This window comes from Paenarthrobacter sp. PPS72, from assembly GCF_048537125.1.
Classification (GTDB): Bacteria; Actinomycetota; Actinomycetes; order Actinomycetales; family Micrococcaceae; genus Arthrobacter; species Arthrobacter nitroguajacolicus_E.
The window spans coordinates 15,017-35,834 of the sequence record NZ_JBLYIE010000024.1 but is presented as its reverse complement, the minus strand read 5'-3'; the positions used below and the strand labels follow the sequence as shown (position 1 = coordinate 35,834).

Annotated in this window: 19 protein-coding genes; 12 read left to right on the top strand and 7 right to left on the bottom strand. The window is 63.6% G+C overall.

Annotated elements, in window-relative coordinates; all coding sequences use genetic code 11:
* Position 1 precedes the first annotated feature (1 nt).
* Positions 2-652 (top strand): MBL fold metallo-hydrolase, encoded by a 651-nt coding sequence (locus ACLRGI_RS12360; protein WP_419201942.1) that lies wholly within the window; start codon positions 2-4, stop codon positions 650-652.
* Between the two features lie 139 nt (positions 653-791).
* Here ACLRGI_RS12360 and ACLRGI_RS12355 read toward each other — a convergent pair whose 3' ends face one another.
* A complete protein-coding gene (locus ACLRGI_RS12355; protein WP_419201941.1) occupies positions 792-2,513 on the bottom strand; it encodes a DEAD/DEAH box helicase in 1,722 nt (573 codons plus the stop codon).
* Between the two features lie 424 nt (positions 2,514-2,937).
* Positions 2,938-4,341, bottom strand: coding sequence for an MFS transporter (locus tag ACLRGI_RS12350; protein WP_419201940.1), 1,404 nt, complete (start codon positions 4,339-4,341; stop codon positions 2,938-2,940).
* Between ACLRGI_RS12350 and soxR the strand changes: the two genes are divergently transcribed.
* Both soxR and ACLRGI_RS12340 read left to right on the top strand, forming a co-directional pair.
* On the top strand, positions 4,340-4,864 hold the full coding sequence (soxR, locus tag ACLRGI_RS12345) for a redox-sensitive transcriptional activator SoxR (RefSeq protein WP_419201939.1): 525 nt from the start codon (positions 4,340-4,342) through the stop codon (positions 4,862-4,864). The genes ACLRGI_RS12350 and soxR overlap by 2 nt on opposite strands.
* A gap of 45 nt (positions 4,865-4,909) precedes the next feature.
* Positions 4,910-5,623, top strand: a complete 714-nt coding sequence (locus ACLRGI_RS12340) for an SAM-dependent methyltransferase (RefSeq protein WP_419201938.1) — start codon at positions 4,910-4,912, stop codon at positions 5,621-5,623.
* A gap of 21 nt (positions 5,624-5,644) precedes the next feature.
* On the opposite strand, the gene ACLRGI_RS12335 is transcribed toward ACLRGI_RS12340, so the two are convergent.
* Positions 5,645-6,682, bottom strand: coding sequence for an Lrp/AsnC family transcriptional regulator (locus ACLRGI_RS12335; RefSeq protein ID WP_419201937.1), 1,038 nt, complete (start codon positions 6,680-6,682; stop codon positions 5,645-5,647).
* Positions 6,683-6,823: 141 nt separating this feature from the next.
* Here ACLRGI_RS12335 and ACLRGI_RS12330 point away from each other — a divergent pair, with 141 nt between their 5' ends.
* Both ACLRGI_RS12330 and ACLRGI_RS12325 read left to right on the top strand, forming a co-directional pair.
* A complete protein-coding gene (locus ACLRGI_RS12330; RefSeq protein ID WP_419201936.1) occupies positions 6,824-8,041 on the top strand; it encodes a M20 metallopeptidase family protein in 1,218 nt (405 codons plus the stop codon).
* 30 nt (positions 8,042-8,071) lie between these two features.
* Complete coding sequence (locus tag ACLRGI_RS12325; RefSeq protein ID WP_419201935.1) at positions 8,072-9,364, top strand: MFS transporter; 1,293 nt, start codon at positions 8,072-8,074, stop codon at positions 9,362-9,364.
* A gap of 75 nt (positions 9,365-9,439) precedes the next feature.
* Here ACLRGI_RS12325 and ACLRGI_RS12320 read toward each other — a convergent pair whose 3' ends face one another.
* Positions 9,440-10,717 carry a CynX/NimT family MFS transporter gene (locus ACLRGI_RS12320; RefSeq protein ID WP_419201934.1) on the bottom strand — a complete coding sequence of 426 codons (1,278 nt, stop codon included), beginning with the start codon at positions 10,715-10,717 and terminating at the stop codon, positions 9,440-9,442.
* Between the two features lie 136 nt (positions 10,718-10,853).
* On the opposite strand from ACLRGI_RS12320, the gene ACLRGI_RS12315 reads away from it, so the two are divergent.
* From ACLRGI_RS12315 to ACLRGI_RS12300, 4 genes are all read left to right on the top strand, one after another.
* Entirely contained in the window at positions 10,854-11,261 is a 408-nt protein-coding gene (locus tag ACLRGI_RS12315) for a hypothetical protein (RefSeq protein ID WP_419201933.1), read from the top strand.
* Positions 11,262-11,339: 78 nt separating this feature from the next.
* A complete protein-coding gene (gene trmB / locus ACLRGI_RS12310; RefSeq protein WP_419201932.1) occupies positions 11,340-12,245 on the top strand; it encodes a tRNA (guanosine(46)-N7)-methyltransferase TrmB in 906 nt (301 codons plus the stop codon).
* 21 nt (positions 12,246-12,266) lie between these two features.
* A complete protein-coding gene (locus ACLRGI_RS12305; protein ID WP_419201931.1) occupies positions 12,267-12,659 on the top strand; it encodes a hypothetical protein in 393 nt (130 codons plus the stop codon).
* Entirely contained in the window at positions 12,659-13,153 is a 495-nt protein-coding gene (locus ACLRGI_RS12300) for a type II toxin-antitoxin system RatA family toxin (RefSeq protein WP_419201930.1), read from the top strand. The genes ACLRGI_RS12305 and ACLRGI_RS12300 overlap by 1 nt, the downstream gene beginning before the upstream one ends.
* Before the next feature lie 3 nt (positions 13,154-13,156).
* Here ACLRGI_RS12300 and ACLRGI_RS12295 read toward each other — a convergent pair whose 3' ends face one another.
* The gene (locus tag ACLRGI_RS12295; protein ID WP_419201929.1) at positions 13,157-13,825 is read right to left on the bottom strand and encodes an anti-sigma factor family protein; all 669 of its coding nucleotides are present in this window, start codon (positions 13,823-13,825) and stop codon (positions 13,157-13,159) included.
* Entirely contained in the window at positions 13,822-14,319 is a 498-nt protein-coding gene (locus ACLRGI_RS12290; RefSeq protein WP_419201928.1) for a sigma-70 family RNA polymerase sigma factor, read from the bottom strand. Before ACLRGI_RS12290 ends, ACLRGI_RS12295 begins: the two co-directional genes overlap by 4 nt.
* A 176-nt stretch (positions 14,320-14,495) precedes the next feature.
* Between ACLRGI_RS12290 and ACLRGI_RS12285 the strand changes: the two genes are divergently transcribed.
* Both ACLRGI_RS12285 and ACLRGI_RS12280 read left to right on the top strand, forming a co-directional pair.
* Complete coding sequence (locus tag ACLRGI_RS12285) at positions 14,496-15,029, top strand: COG4315 family predicted lipoprotein (RefSeq protein WP_419201927.1); 534 nt, start codon at positions 14,496-14,498, stop codon at positions 15,027-15,029.
* A gap of 367 nt (positions 15,030-15,396) precedes the next feature.
* Positions 15,397-15,990 carry a DUF5655 domain-containing protein gene (locus ACLRGI_RS12280; protein ID WP_419201926.1) on the top strand — a complete coding sequence of 198 codons (594 nt, stop codon included), beginning with the start codon at positions 15,397-15,399 and terminating at the stop codon, positions 15,988-15,990.
* Positions 15,991-16,350: 360 nt separating this feature from the next.
* Here the strand turns inward: ACLRGI_RS12280 and ACLRGI_RS12275 are convergent, their stop codons facing one another.
* A complete protein-coding gene (locus tag ACLRGI_RS12275) occupies positions 16,351-17,199 on the bottom strand; it encodes a DMP19 family protein (protein ID WP_419201925.1) in 849 nt (282 codons plus the stop codon).
* 165 nt (positions 17,200-17,364) lie between these two features.
* Between ACLRGI_RS12275 and ACLRGI_RS12270 the strand changes: the two genes are divergently transcribed.
* Positions 17,365-20,817 carry a DEAD/DEAH box helicase gene (locus tag ACLRGI_RS12270; RefSeq protein WP_419201924.1) on the top strand — a complete coding sequence of 1,151 codons (3,453 nt, stop codon included), beginning with the start codon at positions 17,365-17,367 and terminating at the stop codon, positions 20,815-20,817.
* Position 20,818: the final 1 nt, after the last annotated feature.

The following is a 20,818-nucleotide window of genomic DNA, read 5'->3' as shown; positions in this document are numbered from 1 at the left end:
CATGGATTCGTTCATTCACTCTTCGCGTGACGTCACCATCCGCAGCATCTCCGTCAGCGAGATGAACAACAACGTGTACCTGTTGACCTCAAAGTCCACAGGTGCGCAGTTGTTGATCGACGCCGCAGACGACCTTCCGGCCATTCAGCAACTACTGGAAGACAGTGCCGCAGATGCTGCCGCATCGCCCAAGCTGGCCAGGATTGCCACCACCCACCAGCACTGGGATCATGTCCGGGCTTTGGCGGAACTGGTGGAAGTCACCGGCGCAACCACCTCAGCGGGAGCGGACGACGCCGATGCGTTGCCGGTTCCAGTGGATGTTCGGCTTGGTCATGGCGACGTGGAGCAGTTCGGCGACTTCGAGATCACGGCGGTCCACCTGCGAGGAAACACCCCGGGCTCGATCGCTTTCGTGTACCAGGATCCGGACGGGCCCGCCCACATTTTCAGTGGAGACTCGCTGTTTCCGGGAGGCGTCGGCAACACGCAGAACGATCCGTCACGTTTCACTTCTCTGTTGAACGACGTGTCGGAGCGACTGTTCGACGCTTATCCGGACGAAACCCTGGTGCACCCGGGCCATGGATTGCCCACGACCCTCGGCGCCGAGCGGCCACACCTTGAGGAGTGGCGCGCCCGAGGCTGGTGATTGCGGGGCCTGCTCTGCGTTCCAAACCTAAGGAATGGCGTGTAGAGCGGGCCCCACAACGCAAGACTCAAACTTGCGGGGCCTGCTCTGCGCTCTAAACCGAAGGAATAGCGTGTAGAGCGGGCCCCACAACGGGAGGTTAGCGGCCGCGACGCTCGTTCGACGCGGGTGCCGACGCACGACGGGGACCGCTGCGTGCCGGACGGCCTGCAGCGGATCCACCGCGACCCGAGTTGCCCGAGGCACCCGAGCCGTAGGATCCGCCGGACGTAGCGCCCGTTGTGGAAGACCAAACGGCCTTGTTTCCGCCGGTACGGGTACTCGTGGTGGATGCCGTGCGCGGAGCCGAAGCTGAGCGCTGGCCGGCAGCCGGACGGCCGCTGCGGCCGTTCTGCCCCTGCGAGCCGGGAACGTCATTGCGGTGAGTGGCACCTGTCTTGCCGCGACCTCGGGGGCTGCGGGCGACGTCGTCGTTCATTGCTGCGCGACGATCAGCACGGTTGGTGTCCGTGCGAACCGGCTCAGCCCCAACTTTACCGCGACCGTTGCGACCACCACGGCCGCCCGCGGTGGGAGCAGCCTGCGTGGAACGGCGTGCGCGCTTGCGCTGGGCGTTGGCGCCGGTGGACGTGCCGCCACCCTGCTGGGTTTTCGCAGCAAGGAGGGCCGCGCGGGTGCGGGGATCAACCTTGTCAGCGATGTCGCCCACGAGCTTTGAAACCAGCGGGGAGTTCGCCGTGACGCGTTCAAACGAAACGTCAACACCGGCAGCCTTCATGAGCTTCTTGACGTCGCTCTGCTGCTCGGGGAGCGTCAGGGTGACAACGGTGCCATCGGAACCGGCACGGGCTGTACGTCCGGAGCGGTGCAGGTAAGCCTTGTGCTCTGTGGGCGGGTCCACGTGGATGACGAGTTCGACGTCGTCAACGTGCACGCCGCGGGCTGCGACGTCGGTGGCCACCAGGACGCGAACGTCACCGTTGGAGAACTCGGCAAGGTTGCGGTCGCGGGCGTTCTGCGACAGGTTGCCGTGAAGGTCGACGGCGGGGATGCCGGCGTCCGTGAGGGTCTTGGCAAGCTTGCGGGCGTGGTGCTTGGTCCGCATGAAGAGGACGCGGCGGCCGGCGCCGGAGGCCAGTTCAACGATGAGCTGCTTCTTGACGGTCTGGTCGTTGACCACCAAAACGTGGTGTTCCATGGTGGTGACGGCGGCCTGGGGATCGTCCACGGAGTGCGTCAGCGGGTTGGACAGGTAACGGTTGACCAGCTTGTCAACACCGTTGTCCAGCGTCGCGGAGAAGAGCAGGCGCTGACCCTGGGTGGGGGTCATGTCCATGAGCTTCTTGACTACCGGGAGGAAGCCGAGGTCAGCCATGTGATCGGCCTCGTCCAGCACAGTGACCTCAACGGCTTCGAGGGTCAGTATGCGCTGGCGGATCAGGTCTTCGAGGCGGCCCGGGCAGGCGATGACGATGTCGACGCCGGCGCGCAGCGCCTTTTCCTGGCGTGCCTGGGAGATGCCGCCGTAGATGACCGTGGTGTTCAGGCCCATGGCCTTGGCCAGCGGCTCGATGGTGGCATTGATCTGGGTTGCCAGTTCGCGGGTCGGTGCAAGGACGAGGCCCATGGGGCGGCCCGGCTTGCGGAAGTGCTTTGCTTCGCGCTCGGCCAAGCGGGCCACGAGCGGGATGGCGAAAGCGATGGTCTTACCGGAACCGGTGCGGCCACGGCCCAGGACGTCGCGGCCTGCGAGGGTGTCCGGGAGGGTCTTGACCTGGATGGGGAATGCCTCTTCGATGCCATCTGCGGCGAGGGATTCAGCAATGGGCTTGGGCGTGCCAAGGGCAGCAAAAGTAGTCATAAACTTCATGTCTTTCGGGCGGTGTCCAGTTGCGGACATCGGCCCCCGACGCCGGTTGGGCCAGGGGTTCGCCGAGGAAAAGTCAGGTGGTCTACCAGTTCGCTGCAACAGCGGTGGCCGGGACCAAATAGAACGCGTTCATCGACGCAGGATGTGCCTCTCACATGAAAAATGCCCCGCCGCGCAGCTGTTCAGGCCACCTGCTTCAGGGCGTCACCGCACATCAAGTGTTCCTAGCTTAGCAGTCTTTCTCCGGCGGGCCCGCATCGGGGCTGGCCGGCCATCCGTTGCGGGGCCCGCTTTGCGCGTCTCCGGGCTCGCATGGCACGCAGAGCAGGCCCCACAACTCACCCCACTCGCGTTGCGGGGCCCGCTTTGCGCGTCTCCGGGCTCGCATGGCACGCAGAGCAGGCCCCACAACGGGTCAGGCGTGGCGAGTGAGTTCGGGTTGTGCATCCGGAGCACCCGTCCCGGCGTCCGGGGACGCTGTGCGGGCGGCGACCCTGGGTGCTATGACAACCCCGACGACGGCGATAATCGCCGTTAGCGCGAACACCCCCGCAAACGGGTTGGTCGTAAACGCGGCGAAGACGAGCCCTGTGGCGGCGAGGGAAAGCGCACCGCCGAGGGAATCGGAGATGGACATGGCCGCACTGTTGAAGCCTTGGTTTTCCTCGGTGGACAGTGCCAACGTCATCACGGACAGACGCGGGTACATGAGCCCCATGCCGCCACCGGCAAGGATCCACCCGGCGATAGCAACGGCCGCGGGCAGACTAAACGCTGCGGTGACCAGGGTTGAGATCACGGCTATCAGCACCAAGGCAGCCCCGATCTTCACGGCGAGATCGTCGGCCAGCCGGACCCCGAGCCGCCCTTGGATCGCGGACGCCCCCGCCCACGCCAGCGCGGCACCGGTCAAGGTCAGCCCGGCGAACGTTGGCGTGAACGCGTAGCGCTCCGTCAGCAAGTACGGCAGGTACACCTCAGCCCCGAAAAACGCCGCAGACGCCAGCCCGCGGACCAGGATCACGCTCGGCAGGCCGCGCCGGGCGGTAAGGGTCCCCCGCGGAACCAACGGGCGGACAGCCACGAGCGCAATGACAAGCGCGACGACGGCAATCACCCCGCCGAAGCCCGGCACCTCAGCGGACAGGTTCAGCCCGAGGACAGCGACGGCGGCCAGTGCCGCCCAGCCCATCCGGCCGAAGGCCCACGGCACAGGCTCGGCAGGTGGTTCGGAATTCATCCCCCGCACGGCCGGCACCACCATCAGCAATGCCGGAACAACCAGGCCCACAACGCCGAGGAACACCCAGTGCCAACTGCTCAGCTGGGCCACCACGCCCGCCGCGAACGGTCCCACCAGGGACGGAACCACCCAGGACGCGGCGAAGGCAGCGAAGATCTTGGGGTGCAGCATCGGCGGGTATACCCGGGCCACCAGCACGTAGAGGGCCACGGTCATGGCACCGCCGCCAAGGCCCTGCACCAGCCGTCCCAGCACCAGCATTTCCATGGTTCCGGCCGTGCCCGCGATGAGCAGGCCAGCCACGAACAGCGCCACGGAGGAGTACAGCGGCGCAGCCGGACCACGACGATCTGACCAGTTGCCTGCCGCCACCATACCCATCACGCCGGTGGCCAGCGGCCCGGCGAAGGCCAGCGCATAGAGGCTGGCTCCGTCCAGGTCGCGGCTGACGAGCGGCATGATGGTGGTCACCGCGAGGGACTCGAACGCGCTCAGGAACACGAGCGCGCAAGCCCCCACGGTGGCAAGCAAGTATGGACGGCGCAGTATCCCGGCCGTTGAGGTGTCAGAGGTCATGGACGTCAGCCTAGAACCTCAACTAATGTTGAGGTCAATCGACCACCCAAGCAACCGAAAGCAACCCATGCCGCCCCTCGAAACGCACCGGCCCCTCACCATTGGTGAGCTGTCGGAACGAAGCGGGGTGTCGGCGTCGGCCCTTCATTTCTACGAACGCAACGGGCTTATCGAAGCCGAGCGCACACCCGGGAACCAACGGCGATACCGGCGCGACACGCTACGGCGGGTCGCGTTCATCAAGACCTCGCAGCGGGTGGGTTTGCCGCTCAAGGACATCCGCGAGGCATTGGACTCTTTACCGGACGGCCGGACCCCCACCAGACGCGACTGGGCGAAGTTGTCGTTGCGGTGGCGCAAGGAGCTGGATGAGCGGATCGCGGCATTGCAGCACCTGCGTAATGACCTGGACGGGTGCATCGGCTGCGGTTGCCTGAGCCTGAAATCCTGCACGTTGCAGAACCCGTCCGACCAGCTCGGGGCTTCCGGCGCGGGCGCCCAGCGCTGGACTTTGCCGGAATAGCAACAGGTATTGCCTTGGGATACAGCGTCGCGGCACGCTTGGCGTATGACTGAACAAGCACACGACGCCGCCACTCACCAACACGGTCAACACACCCACGAAGGTGCCCGGCAGAGCGGCCTGAACCTCCACGAGGACGCGGACAATGCCGTGGACATGTGGGACGGCATGTATCGCGAGCGTCCCAAGGTGTGGAGCGGAAACCCGAATCCGCAGCTGGTGGCCGAAGTTGCAGGTCTGAAACCCGCCAAGGCCCTCGATCTCGGCTGCGGGGAAGGCGCTGATGCCATCTGGCTCGCCGCCCAAGGCTGGACGGTCACCGCGATGGACGTGTCCGCCGTCGCGCTTGAGCGGGCAGCCGCGCACGCAGCCGGGAGTGGCGTATCCGAGCGGATTACATGGCAGCAGCAGGACCTCACTGAGTGGGAGCCCGAGCCGGTCTTCGATTTGGTCTCGGCCCAGTTCCTGCACTCTCCGCTTCTGCCGTGGCGGGACTCCGTGGCGTCAGCGGCGGCGGCCGTGGCTCCGGGCGGAACGTTGTTGGTGGTGGGGCATCACCCGCACGGACTCCCCTCTTGGAGCCACCACCACGAGTCCGGCATGTTCTTCACGCCGGAGCAACTGGCAGGTGCCCTGCGGCTGGATCGCGAGCCGTGGTTCGTCAACGTCCTGACGGACCGGGCTCGTAGTGTCACAGGACCCAACGGCGAGTCCGGCACTACCCTGGACACGGTCCTGAGGGCCACGAAACACGCCTAGGTGCCGGCGTGCCTGGCACACCTACACCCCAGCAGGCAGCAGCTCTCCGTAGGGCGGCACCACCACTCCCGTGGCGGTCGAGTCCGGGTTCAGCATCCATCCCACGCGTTTGGCCGTATTCAGCATGACCACGCTCTCCACGAGTTGGATGCCCGGGATCCGCTGTTGAATGGTGAGCTCCATTTCCATGACATCGGCCAGTGAACGCAGCCACATGATCATGGTGAAGTTGGTGCTGCCCGTGGTGGACGCGGAGAAACGGATATTCCTGATGGCCCGGAGCTCCGTGGCTGCGGCTTCGTGCTCGCCTGCGGGAACGTTCGCGAACCATTGAACAGTGATGGGAAAGCCGGAGAATTGCTGGGCGATTTCGCAGCGGAAGGACAACATCCGGCTGCTCAACACCCTGCCCAGTTGCCGCTGGACCGTGGCGGGGTTGCGGCCCAACGCGCGGGCGATTTCCGCGGCCGTGGCCCGGCCGTCGCGGGCCAGGAACGGGATGATGGCCAAGTGGCTTTCGGGCAGGGGGATCACCATGGCGTCGTGGGCCGACGGGTTTGCTGATTCCGGCCCGGCGAGCGCCCGGAGTGCCTGCTGCTCCGCCTTGGTGAGGACGTTGAGCCGCCAGGCATAGCCGCTGGTGTGAATCCGGGTGCAAAGGGCTGTGTGGTACTTGGTGAGTCCCCTGATTTCCTTGAGCTTGGGCAATACCTGAGTGCTGAATTTTTCCAGGTCCTGTGTGATCACGGTGAGTGTGAGGTCGCGGTTGCTGGCCGCTTCTTCCACCGTGATGACCTCGGGAAGTTGAGCCACCGCGTAGGTGACGTCCGGCCTGAGATGCATCTCGCAGTCGATATCCACCATGGCCAGGCACATATCCTTCGGGTCGCCCATGAGGTGAGCCGTAGTCCACGCTGCACCTGCCGCCCTTAGCCGATCCCATCGGGATGCCAGCGTGGTGGCGTGGACGCCAAGGACTTCTCCGGCGTCGGACCAGCTGATCCGGGGTGAGATCTGCAGGGCGTTTACCAGGCGCAGGTCTTCTTCACTGAGCTCCATGAGGCCATTCTTCCAGAGGGGTGCATGATTCCTGCTACAAACCCCATCCGGATGCAGATTTCCAGATGTTTGAGATGATGTGAATCACGTCACCCCAGAATGGCATGAGTAGCAAGTCACCGGGAAAGACCAGGAGAACAGATGACCATCGCCGCCGATGCCAAGGAACTGCAGGAGGACATTGTCCGCCTCCGCCACGACCTCCACCGTGAACCGGAGATCGGCCTGCAACTCCCCCGTACCCAGGAGAAAGTGCTTAAGGCGCTGGACGGCCTCCCGTACGAGATCACGCTGGGTGAGGAAACGACGTCGGTCACCGCGGTTCTGCGAGGCTCGGCAACTCACGCTTCGGCTGAGAAGCCCGTGGTGTTGCTGCGTGCCGACATGGATGGACTTCCCGTGCAGGAAACCACCGGTGTGGACTACACCTCCCGTGTAGACGGTGCGATGCATGCCTGCGGTCACGATCTCCACACCTCCATGCTCGCTGGCGCTGCAACGTTGCTGGCAGAGCGTAAAGACCAGTTGGCCGGCGATGTCATCCTCATGTTCCAACCCGGCGAAGAGGGCTTTGACGGTGCCAGCTACATGATCAAGGAAGGCGTCCTGGATGCCGCTGGTCGTCGGGCGGACACTGCCTACGGAATGCATGTGTTCTCCTCACTTGAACCGCATGGCCAGTTCGTCACCAAGCCCGGTGTCATGCTCAGTTCCTCCGACGGCCTTGTTGTCACGGTGTTGGGCGCGGGCGGCCACGGCTCCGCTCCCTACTCCGCCAAGGATCCCGTCACCGCAGCTGCCGAGATGGTCACCGCACTCCAGGTGATGGTCACCCGCCAGTTCAACATGTTCGATCCCGTGGTCCTCACCGTCGGCGTGCTGCACGCCGGAACCAAGCGGAATGTCATCCCCGAGACCGCCCGCATCGAAGCCACCATCAGGACCTTCTCCGAGGAGTCCCGGCGGAAGATGATGGAAGCAGTACCCAGGCTGCTTCATGGCATCGCTGCGGCCCACGGCTTGGAGGCGGACGTGCACTACCAGGAGGAATACCCCCTCACCATCAATGACGAGGATGAAACCACCACTGCCGAAAAGGTCATCGCCGGAATGTTCGGTGAGTCCAGGCACACCCGGATGGCCACTCCCCTGAGCGGATCCGAGGACTTCTCCCGGGTCCTCGCCGAAGTCCCCGGCACCTTCGTGGGGCTCAGTGCAGTTGCCCCAGGCGCCGACCATACGACGTCGCCGTTCAACCACTCGCCCTACGCAATGTTCGACGACGGCGTCCTCACCGACGGTGCCGCGCTGTATGCCGAACTCGCCGTGTCCCGTATCGCTGCCCTCGCAGGCAACTAACTCCCGGCCCGCCTCATCTTGGAGAAGCACATGACCACCACCGCAGGAACCTCACCGGACGTCAAGGTCCACAAGTCGCACATGCGCACGCTGGTTGGCACCGGCATCGGCAACGCCGTTGAATGGTACGACTGGGCGATCTACGCAACGTTCGCACCGTTCATCGCGAGCGCGTTGTTCAGCCAAGCCGACCCCACCTCGGCCATGTTGTCCACATTGGCGATCTTCGCCGTCGGGTTTGTTGCCCGTCCGTTCGGCGGTTTCGTGTTCGGTTGGATCGGCGATCGGATCGGCCGCAAGACGTCCATGACGGTGGCGGTGGCATTGGGCGCGGTGGGCAGTCTCCTCATCGGCATCGCCCCGACGTTCGAGTCCGTTGGCGTCTTTGCTTCGGTGATGCTTCTGGTGGCCCGGCTCATCCAGGGCCTTGCCCACGGCGGTGAGTTGCCGTCGTCGCAAACTTACCTGTCTGAAATGGCACCCAAGGAACACCGGGGTTTCTGGGCCACCCTCATCTACACCTCCGGCACCGCCGGAATCCTGGCAGGTACGCTGCTGGGCGCCATCCTCACCGCAACCCTCAGCAAGGAAGACATGAGCGCCTGGGGTTGGCGTATCCCGTTCCTCATCGGCGGTGCGCTGGGTATCTACGCGCTGTTCATGCGGGCCAAGATGAAGGAAACCGAAGCTTTCGAGGCCGAGGCGCCCAATGAGAAGCGCCTGCCAATCCTGCCCCAGATCATCAAGTACCGTAAGCAGGCGCTGCAGGTTATCGGACTCACGGTTGGCCTGACGGTTGTGTACTACATCTGGGGCGTTGTGGCCCCGAGCTACGCGGCATCGTCTCTCAAAATGGACCGCGGTGAGGCACTCTGGGCAGGTGTGGTTGCCAACGTGGTGTTCATTGCCGCCCTGCCGTTCTGGGGAAAGCTGTCCGACCGCATAGGCCGCAAGCCGGTGATCATCGTTTCAGCCGCGGGCGCCGCGCTGCTGCACTTCCCCATGACGTGGCTGCTCAAGGACTCACCGTGGCAGCTGGCAGTGTCCATGTCCGTGATGCTGTTCTTCATCGCCGGTAGCGCCGCGATCGTCCCCGCCGTCTATGCCGAGCTGTTCCCGACCCACATCCGCACCATCGGCGTCGGTGTCCCGTACTCCATCTGCGTCGCTGCCTTCGGTGGCACGGCTCCGTACCTTCAGACCTGGCTTGGCAGCATAGGGCAGGCTCAGCTGTTCAACGTTTACGCAGTGATCCTGCTGCTGGTGGGCATTGCCTTCGCCTTCTCCATCCCGGAGACGAAGGGCAAGGACCTCACCGTCTGAGTTTGCTCGCTTCGTTGTGAGGCCCGCTCTGCGCTTGTCCCTGGGTTTTTGGGGCGCAGAGCGGGCCTCACAACGTTAAACGAAGCGGTCCCGGCCTGCCCGGTACCCGAAGAACGCCGCCATGGAACCGACCACCAGGAGCAGGATTCCGGCCGCCGCAAACCCGCCCGTTGCCTGATGAAGTTGGCCCACCATCAACGTGCCAAGTGAACCCACGCCGTAGCCGACGCCCTGCATCATTCCGGAGAGATGCGCGGCCGTATGGGCGTCGCGGGTGCGGACCATGATCATGGTGAGGGCCACGGCAGTCAGCGAACCCTGGCCCAGCCCATTCAGTCCGGTCCAAGCCCAGATCAACTCGGTGGGGCCAAAGATGGTGAGCGCGAACCCGCCCCCGGTCATCAACGCCACCACCATGTTGATGATCCGCTGATCTTTGAAGCGGGTGGCCAGCGCAGGTGCAAACAGGGAGCCGAGCATCTGCAACACGATGGAGACCGACACGATCAGCCCGGCCGTTCCGCCATCGATCCCCCGGTCACGCAAAATGGGCGCCATCCACGCGAAAACGCTGAACGACATCATGGCCTGCAACACCATGAACAACGTCACCTGCCAGGCCACGGCTGAGCTCCACACGTTGACGCCGCCGTGGACTGCTTGGTGTTTGACCGAGGGCTGGCGGATTGCCAGCGGAAGGAACAGCAAAAGTACGACGCCGGCAGGCACCGCCCAGAACCACAGCGCCGAAGTCCAGTGGCCGGTTGCCGCAAACACCGGATACGTGAAGCCCGCGCCAAGGGCCGCCGAAGCGCAGATCGCAGTTGTGTAGAGCCCGCCCATCAGGCCAAGACGGTGTGGGAAGTCCCGCTTGACGACGCCCGGAAGGAGGACGTTGCAAAGCGCAATTGCGGCACCACAGGCAGCGGTTCCGGCCAGAAGCGTGGGCAGGTGGCCCATTACAGGGATCTCCAAGGGGCGCAGGAGCAAGCCCGCAGTGAGGACTGCCATGGCTGCCAGGAGTACACGTTCTGCACCGAACCTCCGGGCGAGGACCGGGGCAAGGGGCGCGAAGACTCCCAGCAAGGTGACCGGCACAGTGGTGAGGACAACCAGCGACCAGCCCGGCAGGCCGGCGTCGGACGTTATTTCCGGAAGCACGGCGGAAAAACTGGAGAAGACCGTGCGGAGGTTCAGTCCGATCAGCACCAGGCAGATGCCCAAATAGACAAGACCCTTTTTGCCGCGGAGTTGCGTAGGGTCCGCAACTGGTTCATCATCGATCTCTGCGTCCGCCGCGATGTCGGGGAGGACGGATTTCTCTGGGTAGCCAGGCGTTTTGGAGGAGGTCACACCTCCTATTCTGTCAGCCGCACTGAGTCCGGGCTTGTTGGGCAGGATGTGACCAATCGGTGGGCTCCCGTGGAGTTATCCACATAGCGCTTGTCACCCCTGCCCATGTTGCCGGGCGATCCATAGCGTTGAGGGCATGGATAAAGAGCCCGAACGTGCACCTCGCTTCTCAAAGCCCAACAAAGTGGAATTGCCCGGATCATGGTGTCCAACTGCACGGCTTCCAGGTCTGCGTTCCGGTATCTGGAGCCTGGCACTGGCCATGGGCGTGCCCATCGTCTTCATGATCGTCTTCCCTGTGGGGATGTTCTTCATGTTCGGCGCCGAGTCCCCCTCGTACGCAGTTGCTGCGCAAACCATTCTCTTGGTCCCCACAGGAGGTTGCTGGCTCGCGGCGGTGGTCTGTGGTCTGATTTGTCTCAGGCTGGCCAAACACCGCGATGCCGATGGGCAGCGGACCATCGCGTGGATGTTTGGAATCTTCGGGCTTGGCATTGCAGGACTCGAGGGGCTGGTGTTGCTCTTGATGTTGCTTCGCGGTTAATGCCCACCCTTAAACGTTCCCGGCCCAAGTCCCCAACCGGGCCGAACCACCCCACCGAACCACAGTATTCTGGAAAGGATGAGTGAAACCCCAGACTCCCCGCGACCAGTCACGCCCGGCAGCCAGGCCTCCTTCGGCACATACGGTGGCCGCCCGGTCAGTTTCGTGCGCCGTGGCACCCGACTGCAGGGACGCAGGCAGACCGCATGGGAAGAGCACGCCGAGCGCTGGGCCATCCAGGTGCCCCGGCATGTTGCCAACACTTCCGTGCACCCGGACTACACGTTCGATGCCGAGGCCGTGTTTGGGCGCAAGGCACCGCTGATCGTCGAGATCGGCTCCGGGTTGGGCGACGCCGTGGTTCATGCCGCGGAGCAAAACCCGGACAAGGACTTCCTCGCGGTGGAGGTCTACACGCCAGGTTTGGCCAACACCATCATCAAGATCAACAGCCGCGGCCTGACCAACGTTCGGGTGGTGGAAGCCAACGCCCCCGAGGTCCTCGAGTCGATGCTCCCCGAGGGGTCGGTCAGCGAGCTTTGGGTGTTCTTCCCGGATCCCTGGCACAAGGCCCGGCACCACAAGCGTCGCCTCATCCAGCCGGCCTTCGCTTCGGTAGCTGCCAAGGCACTGGAAAAGGGTGGCTACTGGCGAATCGCCACTGACTGGTCCAACTATGCGGTGCACGTCCGCGAAGTCCTGTCGGAGTCCACAGAGTTCGAGAACATGCACGAAGGCGAGCGCAGCGGCGAGGAGAGCCCGCTGACGCAAGTGTGGCAGTCCGGCGTCGAGTCCGTTGTGGGCGGCGCGCCCGTCAGGGAAGGCCGGGCGCCGGTCAGCACTGAGCACACCGGCCCCAACGAAGGTGTGGACCAAGAAGGCGGCTGGGCTCCCCGGTTCGATGGCCGAATCCGGACAAGCTTTGAGAACAAGGCCCACGAAGCCGGGCGCATGATCTTTGACCTCACGTACCGCAAGCTTTAGCCAAGGAACTTTGGGGGAACCATGAGCTATCAGCCACCGATCGACTACTACCAGCAACCACAACGCTCCGGCAATCGGGGCCTGGGCGCCGGCATCACAAGCATCGTGACCGCAGTCCTTTCCCCAATCGCGGCCGTAGTCAGCATTCCCCTGGGCATTGCCGCCGTCGCCTCGTCGATAAGCCGCTACAACCAGGGCAACGACGCTTGGTGGGTGGGCGCGCTGATCCTGGCTGGGGTCGCGGTCCTGCTGGCAATTGTGGCTGTGGTCAGTGGATTGCTCGCCGTATTCCGGGCAGGTCGCATGAATGCGGGCCGCATCACGGGAATTATCGGGTTGGCGATCATGGCGGTCAACGTTTTTGGTGTTGCCTTTATGGTGTTCCTGGTACTCGGCGCAGGACAGGGGTCCTAATGCCGCAGGTACGCGCCGAGCGGCTGATCCGGCTGGATCCCGAGACCGCGTTCGCTCTCTCCCAGACCACGGGTGAGTTCAGGCTCAAATGGGATCCGTTCATCTCTGCGCAAGCCTTCCTGGATGGGGCAAAGGCGGCCGGCAAGGGCGTCAGAACGCGGACTGTCTCCCGCATGGGTTTGAAGATGGTCAGCGAGTACGTGTCCTACACGCCTCCAAGAAACGTGGGTATGACCATGGTGTCCGGGCCGTGGTTCTTTGAGAACTTCGGTGGCGGGTGGCGGTTCACGCCGGACGACGGCGGCACCCGGGCAGTCTGGAAGTACACCTTTTCCTGCCGGCCGGCTCTGCTGAAGCCGTTGGCAGAGAGGATCGGAAGCTGGCTCCTGGGCCGGGAGATCGAGCGTCGCATCGAGGCGTTCGCCAGGGCTTGCGAGGACCAGGCCTTGGTCGCGGAATTGCGAGCCCAGGGCACCGAGGCCAGGGACCTCTAAGGTTTACGGCACCGAAATTGAGGCTACCGTTTTCTCGGCTTCGTCGCGGAGCTCAACGCCGGCGATGCCAGCCAACTGCACCGGAGTGGCACCGGTGATCTTGATCCGGCCGCTCTGGGTGGCCGTCCACCCGCACGTGCGTTCTTCGGCACCGTCCCGGCCTTTCACCCACAGATAGAGGGTGCCTTCCAGGGGCATGGACCGGCCCTCCACGGCGAGCTCCGTGCCCCAGTTCTTTTTCACCATGCCCACTGTCAGCTGCAATCCGGTCTCTGACTGAACCGAATAGCTTGCGTCCGGTTTCGGGGGTTGGTTCAGCAGCGGCCCGGCAAGGAAACCAACGGCAAGGCAAGCAGCGGCAACCGCGCCCACTAACGCCGCCCACCGTCGTCGTGATTTCCTCCTGCGGACCGACAAGTCCACCAAGACCTTCTCCGGAAGCGCAACAGGATCCAAAGGCGAGAGTGCATTCATGCCACCAGCGACCGTGAGGGCGACGGCGTCAGCCCGGGGAACGGCGTCGAGCAAAGCGGGCAGGCTGTCCAGCTCCTCCAACTCGTGGCGGCATTGGGCACAGGCGCCGAGGTGGTCTTCAAACGTGCGTGCTTCCTCGGGTTCGAGCCCACCCAGCAGATAAGCGCCCAGCAACTGGTGGACGGAGTTGCCGTTCATCGTTCCACCCCCAACTCATCAAGGATCGTTCGGAGGGCCTTCACGGCGTAGAAAGCCCGGGATTTCACGGTTCCCGCCGGGATATTCAGTTGCAGTGCTGCCTCGCTGACGGTGAACCTTTGGTAATGAAGGGCAACTAAGACTTGCCGATGTTCGTGACTCAGCCGGAGCAATGCCTCCTCCATGAGGACCCGGTTCAGGAGCTCGTCCACGCGTTCGGTGGCCGCGTGGTCCGGGAGGTCTTGCTCCCCGGCTTCGGCAGGGCGGCGTTGGGCTTTCCTGTAGTTGTCGATAATGACGTTGCGGGCCGTCCGGAAGAGGTAGCTGCGCAGGCTTCCCGTGATCTGCGGGGCGTGCTGCCACACTTTGAGGATGGTTTCCTGAACGACGTCGTCAGCTTGGTGGGCGTCCGACGTGCAGCTGAGGACAAAACGCTTCAGGGCCGTGCCATGGTCGCGGTAGATCGCTGCCACCACGTCTTCGTCCAATGGCATGGCCACCTCCCCCGCTCCGTTGTCCCTTCGCCTAGTTGTCCCTTCGCCTAGTTGTCCCTTCGCCTATACGACGACGCGTGTACGGAAAAGGTTCAGCCCCGTGAACCATTCTTCCCCCACCGGCGTCGTAGGGGTTAGCGCCGGTCCATCCGGCCGGCTCGTCAAAGGAGCTAGACATGAAGAAACGCCTCAGTTTTGGATTCGGTGCGTTGATCCTGACCGCCGCTCTTGCCGGGTGTGGCGGAAGTCCGGGAAGCACCACCACGTCCGCACCTCCGCCTGCGGTTGCTTCCTCTTCAGCAGCGATCCCCAGTGCCCCGGCTAGCAACACGACAGATGGTGCCGAGTTGAAGGTTTCGTCCTCCAGCGCCGGACAGATCGTTGTGGACAGCAAGGGCATGAGTCTCTACGTCTTCACCAAGGACGTCAAGGACTCGGGAAGCAGCGCTTGCGTGGACGCCTGTCTGGACTCTTGGCCTGTTTTCACCACGACGTCGGACGCTCCCAGCGTTGAAGGCGTTACTGGAACCGTAGGAACCATTGCTACAGCGGATGGCAAGAAGCAGGTCACCCTCACAGGAATGCCCCTGTATTACTACGCCAAGGACAAAGCTCCCGGCGACGTCACGGGCCAGGGCGTTGGCGGCGTGTGGTACCTGGTGAGCCCCAACGGGGAGATGATCAAGGGCGCTGCAGGCTCGGGCTACTGAGGCCTGCCGCTGAGATCGCTGGAAGCCTGCCGGATCGCCTAAAGGTTCCGTGCGAGCATGCAGGGTTCCGGCGAACTCTGGCGCAACCAGTCACCTGAACGCCCGCAGGATGCGCTCCTTGAAAGCGCGTTCTCGAAAAAGGTCCTTCCATTCGATCCGGATGAACCGTTAGCCCTCCTCGACGAGTGGCGTTGGCTCCATCGTCTCAGCATGCCGACCCACCACCCAGCACATGAAGGGGTGCGCCGCGCTATGTGGAAACCCGAGCGCCGAGCCCCCGGAAACGCTGCGAATACGCCGGAAAGTTCCCCACGACGGCGCACGCTTCCAGCGAAGTCAGGAGCAACGGCCGGGCTACGATCGGGATATGGGCGACACTTCCGACTTCAAAACTGCAGCCAAGACCTGGCAAACCATGGTGGAAAGCAACCAAGCGTTGCTTCTGCGCAAGTCCGGCCACGACGTGCATTGGTGGGCTGCGGAGGGGCGGGCCAAAGGCTTGAAGAACGACGCCGGGCTCCGCGACTGGATGCGCGACGAACACGGCATCACGGGCTACGCACAATACGCGGTCTCGTGGGAGATGTTCGGCTACCCCGAGTTCATGCTCCGGGACGCCGACGAGCTCATCGGCGGCCAATACGACAACCATCCCCAACTGCGCCCCATAGCGGACGCCTTGTTGGCTTGGTCCGCCGAGACCGATGGCGTTGAGATCCAGATGCGCAAAGGCTATGTATCCCTCCACAGCCTCCGGCGGAAGTTCGCCCAAGTCACCCGGACCAACAACACCACTGTTGATGTCGCCCTGCGCTTGGACGCCCCGGCCGAGGGCAGGCTCGAAGCCGTGAAAGTACGCGAAGGTGATTACTTCGACCGCCGCGTACGCCTGAAGTCAATGGACGACGTCGACGACGAGTTGCTGGGGTACCTCGCCAAGGCCTTGGATCAGAACCGCTAGCGCGCTCGAGTTCGCTGGAAACCTGCCGCATCGCCGAAAGGTTCCGGGCGAACTCGCAGGTTTCCAGCGAACTCGCGCTCGGAGCAGCCAGCTACCGCCGTGCACGCCCATACAGCTGCCGGACCAGGTGCTCGATGTCCGGCTCGTGCAGGGACAGGTCGGCAACCTTGGCCGTGCCGGAAATAGCGGCAAGCACGGCCTACTAAAACGCGTTGGCACAAACGCTGGATCCGGGCATCGCTGCTGCTGAGCGCCATAACGAGCCTACTCACGGCCGGCACCCAAATCGCCGGAAACGCGTCGAAACCACCGGAACGCTACGGCGATTCCGCAGCGTTCCGGCGATCTCAACGAACGGGCTTAGATGTCGGCGAATTCCTCGGACTCTTCGAACTCCACGGCCGCGATGATTTCCTTGGTCTCCGGGTGGATCATGAAGGCCTCGTCGTCGTCCTCGATCATGAGGTAGTCGCCGTGGTCGGTGGAGAAGTGCCAGGCGAGGGTCTTCACGCCGTCGTGCTCGTAGTTGGGATCGCCCATGGTGATTTTCTCCAAGGCGTACCCGGCCACATCGCAGAGTTCGCGGATGATGACCTCGAACTCGGGTGCGTTGGCGAGGGCTTCTTCGTCGGCTTCGGCCTGGCGCTCGGCGAGATCCGGAATCCGGGCGACGCGCTCGGCGATGTGCGCTTCGATTTCTTCATCCGAAAGAACCAGCAGTTCTGACTGATCGCGGAGGTAGGCGCCGTTGAGTTCGGTGATGTCCTCTTCTTCGAGCAGTGCCTCAAACTCGCCGTCGAGCTCGTCCAAGGTACCAACAGCGGCAGGAGGGGTTTCGGACTCGTCCAGCTCGCCGTCGAGGTAGGCCTCGGCTTCGTCCTCAGTCAAGGCATCAAACGCGGCGGCGGTCCGGTTGAAGAGGTCAAGATGCCGCGTAGCCCCCATAGCTTCAAGGCCTGCTTGTACATAGGCGTCCACTTCTTCACGCTCAGGTGCGGTGAAAACGTACTGGGCAAAGCCGCCGGCCAACGCCTGGGTCAGGTAGAAGTCCACAAAGTAGCTGTTGAGGGCAGCGGGCGCGATTTCGTCACTGTTGAGGAGCTCCGCGTACATCTCGTTCACGACGTTGACGTTGGAATCCACTACATCCACACTGCCGGCTTCGAAGCTGGTCTTGTTCAGGACGACGGGGTACTCGTTGGTAGTCATGGGAAATCCTCACTGCTGAAAGCTGATGGTGCTCCGGACACTTTCAACGTACGCGCGGGAGCGGCGCGGCAATCGAGGATGAGGTTAACGGAGGGCGAAGTTTGGGAGCCGTTTTCTGCTGACTAAGATTGAACAGATATCCTCCTGCCGAAAGTAGCCCGACGCATGCCGTCCCACACAGACGAAAACTGGGAACTGGCCATTCAGACTCCTGCCATCACGGACCGCTCGCTCGCGGCCGGACTGGCTTATGCCATGGGCAGCCGCGTGAACGGTATTTCTTTCGACGCGGCCACGGGCCTCCTGATGGGCAAGGTCCGGGGCACCGGTCCGCAGCCGTATTCAACGTCGGCAAAACTGGTCCGTAAGCCCAGCGGCTGGAGCTGCACGGTGGGTATCTGCAGCTGCCCGGTCCGCAAGGACTGCAAACACGTGGCCGCGCTGCTCTTCACTGCCGAAGACCACCCCACCATTCGCGCGCAACTCCTGTCACAGGCTCCCGGAATTCAGACCTCACGGGTGGGCTCAGGCCAACAGGGCGGGTTGGCACGCCCTGCGTGGGAACAAGCCCTCAACAGGTTGATCACCAAGCCCGGCACGGCTCCCAGCGCTGCGGGCATCCAGCTGGCGCTTCAGTTTGAGGTGGAAGAGCCGGCGGCCCACTTCTCCTACACAGGCCGCCGCGACCCCATGCGCAGCGTCCGCCAGCTCAAGGCCCGCCCGGTCATGATGGGCGCCAAGGGAAAGTGGATCCGCGGCGACGTTTCCTGGAACAACCTGAGCTATGTCAGCTTCCGGCGTGAATTCAACGAGATTCACGTCGAGTGGCTTCAGACTTTCCTCGCCGCGCACGGTTCCAGCAACGGACGCCAGCAACCGTCCGGTGCCATGTGGTTGAGCCTGAACGACTTCGCGGCCAGGAACCTCTGGACACTCCTGGCCGACGCCACCAAAGCCGGCATCCCACTCGTTCACTCCGCTGGTAGCGAGCCTGTCCGCGTTGAATCGCAACCCGCCGTCGTCGGACTCAGCTTGGCGCGTCTGGACGCTGGTTCGGACACCACACCGGAAGGGCCCGACGGCGGACTGCAGCTGGCGCCGTCGGTCACCGTGGCCGGGGAGCCTGTGGATCCGGGATCCGTGGGCTTCCTGGGCAAGCCGGCCAATGGAGTTTTCTTCACACATTCCGGGGAAACCCTCCCGGGCGTGCCCCCGCAAAAGAACCTCATCACGCTTGCGCCGATTGAGGGCGGCATCAGCGATGAGTTGCTGGAGTTCGTCATGGACGGCCAAACGCTTCAGATTCCGGCCGAGGACGAGAGCCGGTTCCTGACCTCGTTCTACCCGAAGCTGCGGCAGTCGACGCCGGTGCAGGCCGCAGACGAGTCCGTTGAGCTGCCCACCCTGGCTGTCCCCACGTTGTCCCTGCTGGCCAACTACGGCAACGACCACAAGGTCCGGCTGCACTGGGAGTGGCATTACAAGTCCGGAACACTGGTCACCGCGCAGCCGTTGTGGCGGCACCCGGATGATCGCGGCTACCGCGACGACCTTGAAGAAGCACGGATCCTTGAATCAATCGGGCGGCCGTGGGACGTGGTTCCGGCGTTGGCTGAATCGGCCACGGGCGGCTGGGGTGCGCCCCGCATCGCCGCCTCCGCCGAGCTCAGTGGATTGGACACCCTGGCCTTCACCGAAGAGGTACTGCCGGCCCTGAAGGACCTGCCCGACGTCGTGGTGGAAACCTCGGGCGACATCGCTGATTACCGGGAAGCTGCCGAAGCTCCCGTGGTTTCCATTTCCACCAAGGAAACGGCCAGTGGCGACTGGTTCGACCTCGGAATCGTGATCACACTCGAAGGCGAACCGGTGTCCTTCGCAGCCGTGTTCTCCGCGCTTGCCGCCGGAATGAGCCGCATGCTGTTGCCCAGCGGCGCGTACTTCTCGCTGGACCTGCCGGAACTTCACCAGCTCCGCGCCCTGATCGACGAAGCCCGATCCCTGCAGGACAACCCGGACAACAAGGACGGCACCCTGCAGATCAGCCGCTTCCAAGCCGGGCTCTGGGACGAGCTGGCGCAGCTCGGAATCGTGGACGAGCAGGCCGCCGCCTGGCGTGAAGCCGTGGGTGGACTGCTCGACGACGGCGTGACCGGACTTCCGTTGCCGGCGGGACTTAACGCTGAGCTGCGTCCGTATCAGCTCGAGGGTTTCAACTGGCTCAGCTTCCTGTACAAGCACAGCCTCGGCGGCGTACTCGCTGACGATATGGGCCTGGGTAAGACCGTGCAGGCGATTGCGCTGATTTGTGCGGCAAAGGATCTGGCGGCCTCGACTGCTGCGGCCGCCCAGGGCGGCTCTTCGGAGGTAACTCCCCGTGCTCCTTTCCTGGTGGTCGCGCCCACCAGCGTGGTGAGTAACTGGGCTGCCGAAGCGCAGCGCTTTGCTCCGGGCCTCGTGGTGCGGACCGTCGGTGAAACCTTTGCCAAGAGCGGCCTGGCGCCGTCCGAAGCGTTGGCGGGTGCCGACGTCGTCATCACTTCCTACGCACTGTTCCGCATTGATTACGATGCCTACGCCTCCTTCCAGTGGGCTGGGCTGATGCTGGATGAAGCCCAGTTCGTCAAAAACCACCAGTCCAAGGCGTACCAGTGCGCGCGCAAGCTGCCGGCCCGATTCAAGCTGGCCATCACGGGCACGCCGCTGGAGAACAACCTCATGGAGTTCTGGGCGCTGACCTCCATTGTGGCGCCGGGACTGTTCCCGAGCCCTAAACGGTTCGCGGAGAACTACCAAAAGCCGGTTGAAAAGAACGGTGACTCGGCGCAGCTGGGCAAGCTCCGGCGTCGTGTACGTCCGCTCATGATGCGCCGCACCAAAGAGCAGGTCATCAAAGACCTGCCGCCCAAGCAGGAGCAGATCCTGGAAGTCGTCCTGAACCCGCGGCACCAGAAGGTCTACCAGACGCACCTGCAACGCGAACGGCAGAAAATCCTGGGGCTGATCGACGACGTGAACAAGAACCGGTTCACGATCTTCCAATCCCTGACGTTGTTGCGGCAGTTGAGCTTGGATGCGTCGTTGGTGGATTCCTCGCTGTCCGGAGTGCGCTCCTCAAAGCTCGATGTTTTGTTCGAGCACTTGGAGGACGTCATTTCCGAGGGCCACCGGACACTGATCTTCAGCCAATTCACGGGATTCCTTGGGAAGGTCCGCGAGCGGCTGGACGAAGAGGGCGTGGAGTACTGCTACCTCGATGGCAGCACCCGGAACCGCGGCGACGTAGTGAGCGAGTTCAAAAACGGTTCGGCTCCGGTGTTCCTGATTTCGCTGAAGGCCGGTGGCTTCGGGCTCAACCTGACTGAGGCCGACTACGTGTTCCTGCTCGATCCTTGGTGGAACCCTGCATCCGAAGCACAGGCTGTGGACCGCACGCACCGGATCGGGCAAGCCAGGAACGTGATGGTCTACCGGTTGGTGGCGAAAGACACCATCGAAGAGAAGGTCATGGCGTTGAAGGCCAAGAAGTCACAGCTGTTCGCGGATGTGATGGAAGGCGACGCCCTGGCCGGTGGCTCATTGACGGCGGACGACCTGGCGGCGCTGTTCACGGAGTAGG